Raw genomic sequence first — 7,056 nt, 5'->3', positions numbered from 1 at the left:
GCCCGGTTACATTCCGAACCCGGAAGCTAAGCCTTTCAGCGCCGATGGTACTGCAGGGGGGACCCTGTGGGAGAGTAGGACGCCGCCGAACAATCATTGTGGGAAAGCCCCGCACCTTATGGTGCGGGGCTTTTCTGCGTTTACGGGCACCTATCGTATGAGCATGCGCTACGAACTGGTCGTCTTCGACAACGACGGTGTGCTCGTCGACAGTGAGCCCGTCGCCAACACCATCCTGGCCGGCTATCTGACCGAGCTCGGACACCCCACCTCCTACGAGGACTCCCTGCGCGACTACATGGGTGCCGCAGTGCATCGCGTCCACGATCTGATCGGGGAGCGGACCGGGCAGCGGCTGCCGGCCGACTTCGACGAGACGCTGCACGCGCGTACGTTCGCCGCCTTCGAGCGGGAGTTGGAGGCCGTCGCCGGGGTGACCGATGTGTTGAAGCGGCTGGTCGCCCAGGACGTTGCGTACTGTCTCGCGTCCTCCGGATCCCATCGGCGGATCCGGGTCGGGCACCGGAAGACCGGGCTCGACGCATGGTTCCGGGACGAGAACATCTTCAGCGCCGAGGACGTCGGCCGGGGGAAGCCGGCGCCCGACCTGTTCCTTCATGCCGCTGCTCGGATGGGGGTCGCACCCGAGCGGTGCGTGGTCGTGGAGGACAGCCGACTCGGAGTCCAGGCCGCGCTGGCCGCCGGGATGGACGTGTACGGGTTCACCGCGATGACGCCCGAGGAGAAGCTCGTCGGCGCCACCGGGTACTTCGACTCGATGGCCGAGCTGCCGGCGATTTTGGGTCTGTGATCCATCTACCCATGGGTAGACCCGGGTCCTACGCTGTGCCGCCATGACGGATGCGCGGTTGCGGCGTGGGCGGGGATCCCTGGCGGTCAGCTTCTTCGTGCAGGGAGTGACGTTCGCGCTCCTTGTGACCCGAATACCGGCCATCCAGGACCGGTACGGCATCTCCGACGGGCTGCTGCCCGTCTTCCTGGCCGCCGTACCGATCCTGGCCGGTGTGTCCAGCGTGGTCACGGAGAAGGTGGTGACCAGGGTGGGGCCGGGGGCGGTGCTGCGGTGGGCGCAGCCGGTCGTCCTTCTGGCGTTGCTCGCCGTCGGTGCGGGTACGCGGCTGTGGCAGGTCGCTCTGGCCCTCGGGGTCTTCGGGCTCGCGGTCGGCGCGCTGGACGCGTCCATGAACATGCTGGGGGTGAGTCTCCAGCGGGCGTACGGGCGGTCCATCATGCTCGGGTTCCATGCCGCGTACAGCCTGGGCGGGATCGCCGGGGCCTCGCTGGCCTGGGCCGGGGCGCACTGGCATCTGCCGCTGTTCGTGTCGTATCTGCCCGTGGTCGCCGTGCTGCTGCCGGCCGCTCTTGTGGCGAGTCGCTGGTACACGCCGGGGGCGCAGCTGCCCGCGGCCGACGAGGTCAAGGCGGGAGGCGCGGGGGTCTCCTTCAAGCTGTTGTTGCCGCTCTGCCTCGTGATGACCTTCGCGTACATAGGGGACTCCACGGTCTCGAACTGGAGCGCCAAGTACCTCCAGGACGTGCTCGGCGGTTCGGAGGAGCTGGCGACCGTGCCGTACAACGCGTACATGGTCACCACGCTCCTGGGGCGGGCCGTGGGGGACTTCGGGGTGCGCCGGCTGGGCGCCGCGACGGTCGTGCGGTGCGGGGCGGTTCTCGCGGCGCTCGGGTTCGCGCTGGTCGCGGTGGCGCCGGGGGCCTGGGTGGGGATGGCCGGGTTCACGGTCCTGGGTCTCGGGCTGAGCGTGATCGTGCCGCAGACGTTCGCGGCCGCCGGGCGGCTCTTCCCTGGTGCGAGCGATGCGGCGGTCGCCCGGCTGAACGTCTTCAACTACGTGGGGTTCCTGATCGGGTCCCCGTTGGTGGGGGCGCTCGGGGACGCCTGGAGCTATCGGGGGGCGATGCTCGTGCCGATGGTGCTGGTCCTGGTGACGGTGGCGTATGCCACGTCGTTCGGTTCTCAAGCAGCCCGATACGGTGGCGGGCATGAGCGGCCGCGCACTGTTGATGTGGGATGAAGCTGTCACGCAGTACGACTTCGGGTCCCAGCATCCGATGGATCCGGTACGGCTCGCGCTGACCATGGGGTTGGTGCGGGCGTACGAGCTCGACCGTGCCGTGGACGTGGTGGCGGCGAGGCCGGCCGGTGACTCGACGCTGCGTCTGGTGCACCGCGAGGACTATGTGGCGGCCGTGCGGGCTGCCTCGGCCGATCCCCGGCACGCGGACCAGGCGTACGGGCTCGGAACGGTCGACGATCCGGCGTTCTCCGGGATGCACGAGGCGTCCGCGCTGATCGCCGGTCAGTCGGTCGGTGCGGCGGAGGCCGTGTGGCGTGGGGAGGCGGCGCACGCGGTGAACTTCGCGGGCGGGCTGCACCACGCGATGCCGGGTTCGGCGTCGGGGTTCTGTATCTACAACGACGCGTCCCTGGCGATCGCCCGGCTGTTGGAGCTGGGTGCGGAGCGGGTGGCGTACGTGGATGTGGACGTCCATCACGGTGACGGGGTGCAGGCGGCGTTCTGGGAGGATCCGCGGGTCCTGACGATCTCGCTGCACGAGCACCCGCGCACCCTGTTTCCGCAGACGGGGTGGCCGGAGGAGACGGGTGCGGCCGGTGCCGCCGAGGGGTCCGCGGTGAATGTGGCGCTGCCGGCGGGGACCGGGGACGCCGGCTGGCTGCGGGCCTTCCATGCCGTCGTGCCCGAGCTGATCGCGGACTTCCGGCCGCAGGTTCTGGTGACGCAGCACGGTGCCGATACGCATTTCGAGGATCCGCTGGCGCATCTGGCGGTGTCGCTGGACGCGCAGCGGGCGGTGCAGATGGCCTGTCATGAGCTGGCGCATGCGCACGTGGACGGTGGGAAGTGGGTCGCGCTGGGCGGTGGCGGGTACGCGGTGGTGGATGTCGTGCCCAGGTCGTGGACGCATCTGGTGGGGATCGCCGCGCACGCGGAGATCGATCCCGAGTCGGTGATTCCGTCGTCGTGGCGCGACCTGGTCTATGCGCGGACGCGGCAGCCGGGCCCGGTACGGATGACGGACGGGCGGTGGCCGGTGGCCGTGCGGGACTGGGAGGAAGGGTACGACCCTGCGGACCGGCTCGATCAGGCGGTGCTCGCGACGCGGCGGGCGGCGTTCCCACTCCGGGGGCTGCTCGCCTGAATTCCCCCGGTGGGCCGCGCTGTTACGCCGACTGTGGGGTCTCCCTGGGGTTCTGGCCCTTTGTCACCTTCGCTCCGGCAGCATCGGGAGCGTGCTGAGTACCGGGGCGCTGCGGGCGCATTTGTTGGCGGCGGGGTTGGCTGGGACCGTGGCGACCTCGCGTGAGGAGAGTCTGCGGAGCTATCGGCTCTTCGCGGCGCGGGACCCGCGGGTGATGCTGGGTCTCGATCCCGAATGGGGTTGGGGCGAGGGAGACTTGCTGCGGCTGATGGCGGACAAGTGCGGGGTGTCGGGGGACCCGGCGCACCGTTCGGGGCCCGATGTCATCGATCCGGAGCGGACGTTGAGTGCGCTGGACGCGTTCGCCGAGCGGCTGGGCGAGGTGGCCGGACGGCGGGCTCCGGTGCTGTTCGGGACCGGTCATCCGCATCGGCTGCTCGGCTTCTACGCAGCGCTCGCAGACGCCTTGTCGGCGGTGGGATGTCTTGTTCTCACACCCGCGCAGGGGCGATGTGTCGACATAACGACCCGGTTCGGTCTACGCACGTACATCCTCGACTACGCGCGAGGTGTCGCGCTGGTGCGAGAACCGGGTCTGCCGGGAACCGGGCGTGAGACGGGGGCGCACACCCACTCGCCGCTGCCGGTTAGGGCCGCTCTGGAGGGGGTCGTGGAGGACGGATGGCCGCTTCCGGAACTTGTCGTGGGGGACCACGGATGGGTCTGCGGCGCAGGTCAGCTCGGTATTGAGGCCATCGGGCTGGCTGATACGGACGATCCGGCGCTGTTCGTCGGAGAGGCGGAGGGGCAGGTCTCCGTGGTCGTTCCGCTTGATGATGGGGTGCGGTCCGATTACTACCGCCCGCTTACTCGCTATGTACTCAATCGAGCGTGTCTGTCACGGTAAACGGCCGATGGCTGCTCCTCTTCCCCACTCGTACCACACGCCCCTAGTCTGGAGCGTGAGCGCACAGCGACGCAGGGTCACCGGAGGGGAAGCCGGTGGGCGTCGTGTGCGGAAGGTACAGGTGGGTCATGGCTGCTGGCGATCGGCCTCTCAACGAGGTCAAGTTTCTGACCGTGGCGGAAGTCGCCTCGGTGATGCGAGTGTCGAAGATGACCGTGTACCGCTTGGTGCACAGCGGTCATCTGCCGGCGATTCGGGTGGGCAGGTCCTTCCGGGTCCCGGAACAGGCGGTTCACGAGTACCTCAGGGAGTCCTTCGTGGGGGTGGAGACAGCCTGACCGAGAGGCCCCGTACCCCTCGGATTACAACTGCGGCGCTCTGGCCGGTAGGCTAGGCCGACGTAGGTCGTGTGGGCCCAGACGCCCCGCACCATGTGAGAAGAAGTGAGCGAGGGTAGTCGTGGGCTCTGTTATCAAGAAGCGGCGCAAGCGGATGGCCAAGAAGAAGCACCGCAAGCTGCTCAAGCGCACCCGCGTTCAGCGTCGCAACAAGAAGTAAGCGACGGCTGTAACGGCGGCTGTTTGTGCGTCGAAGCGTGGCCCTTCACCGGAATCGGTGAGGGGCCACGTTTTTTTTGGCCGGGTTCCACCCGGTTGCCCACGGCGGTCGTCGCAGCGCAACGACGAGGCGCTACGGTGGCGCACAGGGCCCTGCGGGAGAACCCGGGGCCGAGAGCGACGGAAGGCGCTGATCTTGGGCAAGGTCGTGCTCGTCACCGGTGCGGCCCGGCATCTCGGAGGCCGACTCGTACGGCGTCTCCAGCGGGATCCCGAGGTGGACAAGGTGGTCGCCGTCGACGCCGTCCCACCGGCGCACGATCTCGGCGGGGCCGAGTTCGTACGGGCGGACATCCGCCAGCCCGCCATCGCCAAGGTGCTCGCGGAGCACGAGGTGGACACGGTCGTCCATATGGACGTCACCGGTATCGCGCTGGGGGCCGGCGGGCGTGCGTCCACCAAGGAGACCAATGTCATCGGCACCATGCAGCTGCTGGGTGCCTGCCAGAAGTCGCCGCGGATCCGGCGGCTGGTGATCAAGTCCAGTACGAGCGTCTACGGCTCCGCCCCCCGCGACCCGGCCGTCTTCACCGAGACGACGCCGCCCAAGTCGCTGCCGAGCGGTGGCTTCGCCAAGGATGCCGTCGAGGTCGAGGGGTACGTACGGGGCTTCGCGCGGCGCCGCCCGGACGTGGCCGTCTGTGTGCTGCGGTTCGCGAACATCCTGGGGCCGCGGGTGGACTCTCCGCTCGCGGAGTATCTGTCCCTGCCGGTCATGCCGACCGTCTTCGGCTACGACCCGCGGCTGCAGTTCGTCCACGAGGACGATGTTCTCGACGTCCTGGAGCTCGCCTCGGGCGAGCCGCGCCGGGCGACGCTGAACAGCGGCACGTTCAATGTGGCCGGGGACGGTGTGCTGCTGCTCTCGCAGTGCGCGCGGCGGCTGGGGCGGCCGACGGTGCCGGTGCTGCTGCCGGCGGTCACATGGGTGGGCTCGGCGCTGCGGACGGTCGGTGTCACCGACTTCTCGCCCGAGCAGATCCGGCTTCTCACCCATGGCCGGGTGGTCTCCACGGTCCAGATGCGCGAGACGCTCGGCTTCACCCCTCGGTTCACGACGGCCGAGACGTTCGCGGACTTCGTCCGCAGTCGTGGACCGGGGTTGCTGCCGCCGGAGATGCTCGCGGGGGCCGTGGACCGGGTCGCGGCCCGGCTGGATCAGAAGGAGCCCAGGTAACGATGGCGGACGCCAAGGTCATTCCGTTCGACGACGACCGGTCGCGGGCGCGCCGGCGGCCCGGCAGGACGGCCGGGGACGCCGCCGTACGGGCTCTGCCGGGGCAGCAGGGGCCCGAGGACGCTCCGTGGCCCGCCGTGCCGCTGGAGGCCGGGAACGCGGGGGAGGCGGGGAAGCCCGCGGACGCCTCGGAGGGTGTGGACACCGCCGGGGAGGGGCCGGGTGGCGCTCCTGGGGCCGAGGGACGCCGGAGCGGCTGGGAGCGACGGCTCGCGGGTGGGCTGTCGTTTCTGCGGCGGCGTGTGACCGGTGAGTACGAGGTCGACGAGTTCGGCTACGACAAGGAGCTCACCGACCAGGTCCTGATGTCGCTGGTGCGGCCGCTGGCGGAGAAGTACTTCCGGGTGGACGTGAAGGGCGTGGAGAACATTCCCGCCGAGGGCGGCGCGCTGGTGGTGGCGAACCACTCCGGGACGCTGCCGCTGGACGGTCTGATGATGCAGGTCGCCGTGCACGACAACCATCCGGCGGGCCGTCATCTGCGCCTGCTCGCCGCGGACCTGGTCTTCATGCTGCCGGTCGTCAACGAGCTCGCCCGTAAGGCCGGGCACACGCTGGCGTGCGCGGAAGACGCGGAGAGGCTGCTGCGGGCCGGCGAGATCGTGGGAGTGATGCCGGAGGGCTTCAAGGGCATCGGTAAGCCGTTCAGCGAGCGGTACAAGCTGCAGCGCTTCGGCCGGGGCGGGTTCGTGTCGACGGCGCTGCGGGCCGGGGTGCCGATCGTGCCGTGCTCGATCGTGGGGGCGGAGGAGATCTATCCGATGCTCGGCAACGCGAAGACTCTGGCGCGGGTGCTGGGCATCCCGTACTTCCCGATCACACCGACGTTCCCCTGGCTGGGGCCGCTGGGCGTGGTGCCTCTGCCGACGAAGTGGACGATCCAGTTCGGCGAGCCGATCTCGACGGACGGCTATCCGCCGGAGGCGGCGGAGGACCCGATGCTGATGTTCAACCTGACGGACCAGGTCCGCGAGCAGATCCAGCACACGCTGTACAAGCTGCTGGTGCAGCGCAGGTCCGTGTTCTTCTGATTCGTCTGCCGTACGCGTGTGGGGCGCCCCTTCCGGAGAGGGGGCGCCCCACACGCGTACTGG

General features: G+C 69.4%; 8 protein-coding genes and 1 rRNA gene. All 9 read left to right on the top strand.

Annotation, left to right across the window (positions count from 1 at the left end; genetic code table 11):
• Positions 1–91: ribosomal RNA gene (gene rrf, locus ACFY8U_RS33770) — 5S ribosomal RNA — on the top strand; the annotation flags it as partial.
• Positions 92–163: 72 nt separating this feature from the next.
• Positions 164–811 carry an HAD family hydrolase gene (locus ACFY8U_RS33765; RefSeq protein ID WP_389575976.1) on the top strand — a complete coding sequence of 216 codons (648 nt, stop codon included), beginning with the start codon at positions 164–166 and terminating at the stop codon, positions 809–811.
• Positions 812–854: 43 nt separating this feature from the next.
• The gene (locus tag ACFY8U_RS33760) at positions 855–2,054 is read left to right on the top strand and encodes an MFS transporter (RefSeq protein WP_389575975.1); all 1,200 of its coding nucleotides are present in this window, start codon (positions 855–857) and stop codon (positions 2,052–2,054) included.
• Entirely contained in the window at positions 2,023–3,201 is a 1,179-nt protein-coding gene (locus ACFY8U_RS33755) for an acetoin utilization protein AcuC (protein WP_389575974.1), read from the top strand. The genes ACFY8U_RS33760 and ACFY8U_RS33755 overlap by 32 nt, the downstream gene beginning before the upstream one ends.
• Before the next feature lie 91 nt (positions 3,202–3,292).
• Complete coding sequence (locus ACFY8U_RS33750) at positions 3,293–4,108, top strand: phosphatase (RefSeq protein WP_389575973.1); 816 nt, start codon at positions 3,293–3,295, stop codon at positions 4,106–4,108.
• Positions 4,109–4,236: 128 nt separating this feature from the next.
• A complete protein-coding gene (locus ACFY8U_RS33745) occupies positions 4,237–4,446 on the top strand; it encodes a helix-turn-helix domain-containing protein (protein WP_158988220.1) in 210 nt (69 codons plus the stop codon).
• Between the two features lie 121 nt (positions 4,447–4,567).
• Positions 4,568–4,666, top strand: a complete 99-nt coding sequence (locus ACFY8U_RS33740) for a 30S ribosomal protein bS22 (protein ID WP_003948845.1) — start codon at positions 4,568–4,570, stop codon at positions 4,664–4,666.
• A gap of 195 nt (positions 4,667–4,861) precedes the next feature.
• Entirely contained in the window at positions 4,862–5,902 is a 1,041-nt protein-coding gene (locus ACFY8U_RS33735; protein WP_361770256.1) for an NAD-dependent epimerase/dehydratase family protein, read from the top strand.
• A gap of 2 nt (positions 5,903–5,904) precedes the next feature.
• Positions 5,905–6,993 carry a lysophospholipid acyltransferase family protein gene (locus ACFY8U_RS33730; protein WP_389575972.1) on the top strand — a complete coding sequence of 363 codons (1,089 nt, stop codon included), beginning with the start codon at positions 5,905–5,907 and terminating at the stop codon, positions 6,991–6,993.
• Positions 6,994–7,056 lie beyond the last annotated feature (63 nt).

This window comes from Streptomyces sp. NPDC012508 (assembly GCF_042902595.1).
Classification (GTDB): Bacteria; Actinomycetota; Actinomycetes; order Streptomycetales; family Streptomycetaceae; genus Streptomyces.
Note: the sequence above shows the minus strand (reverse complement) of the source record. Positions and strands in the feature narration are given on the sequence as shown.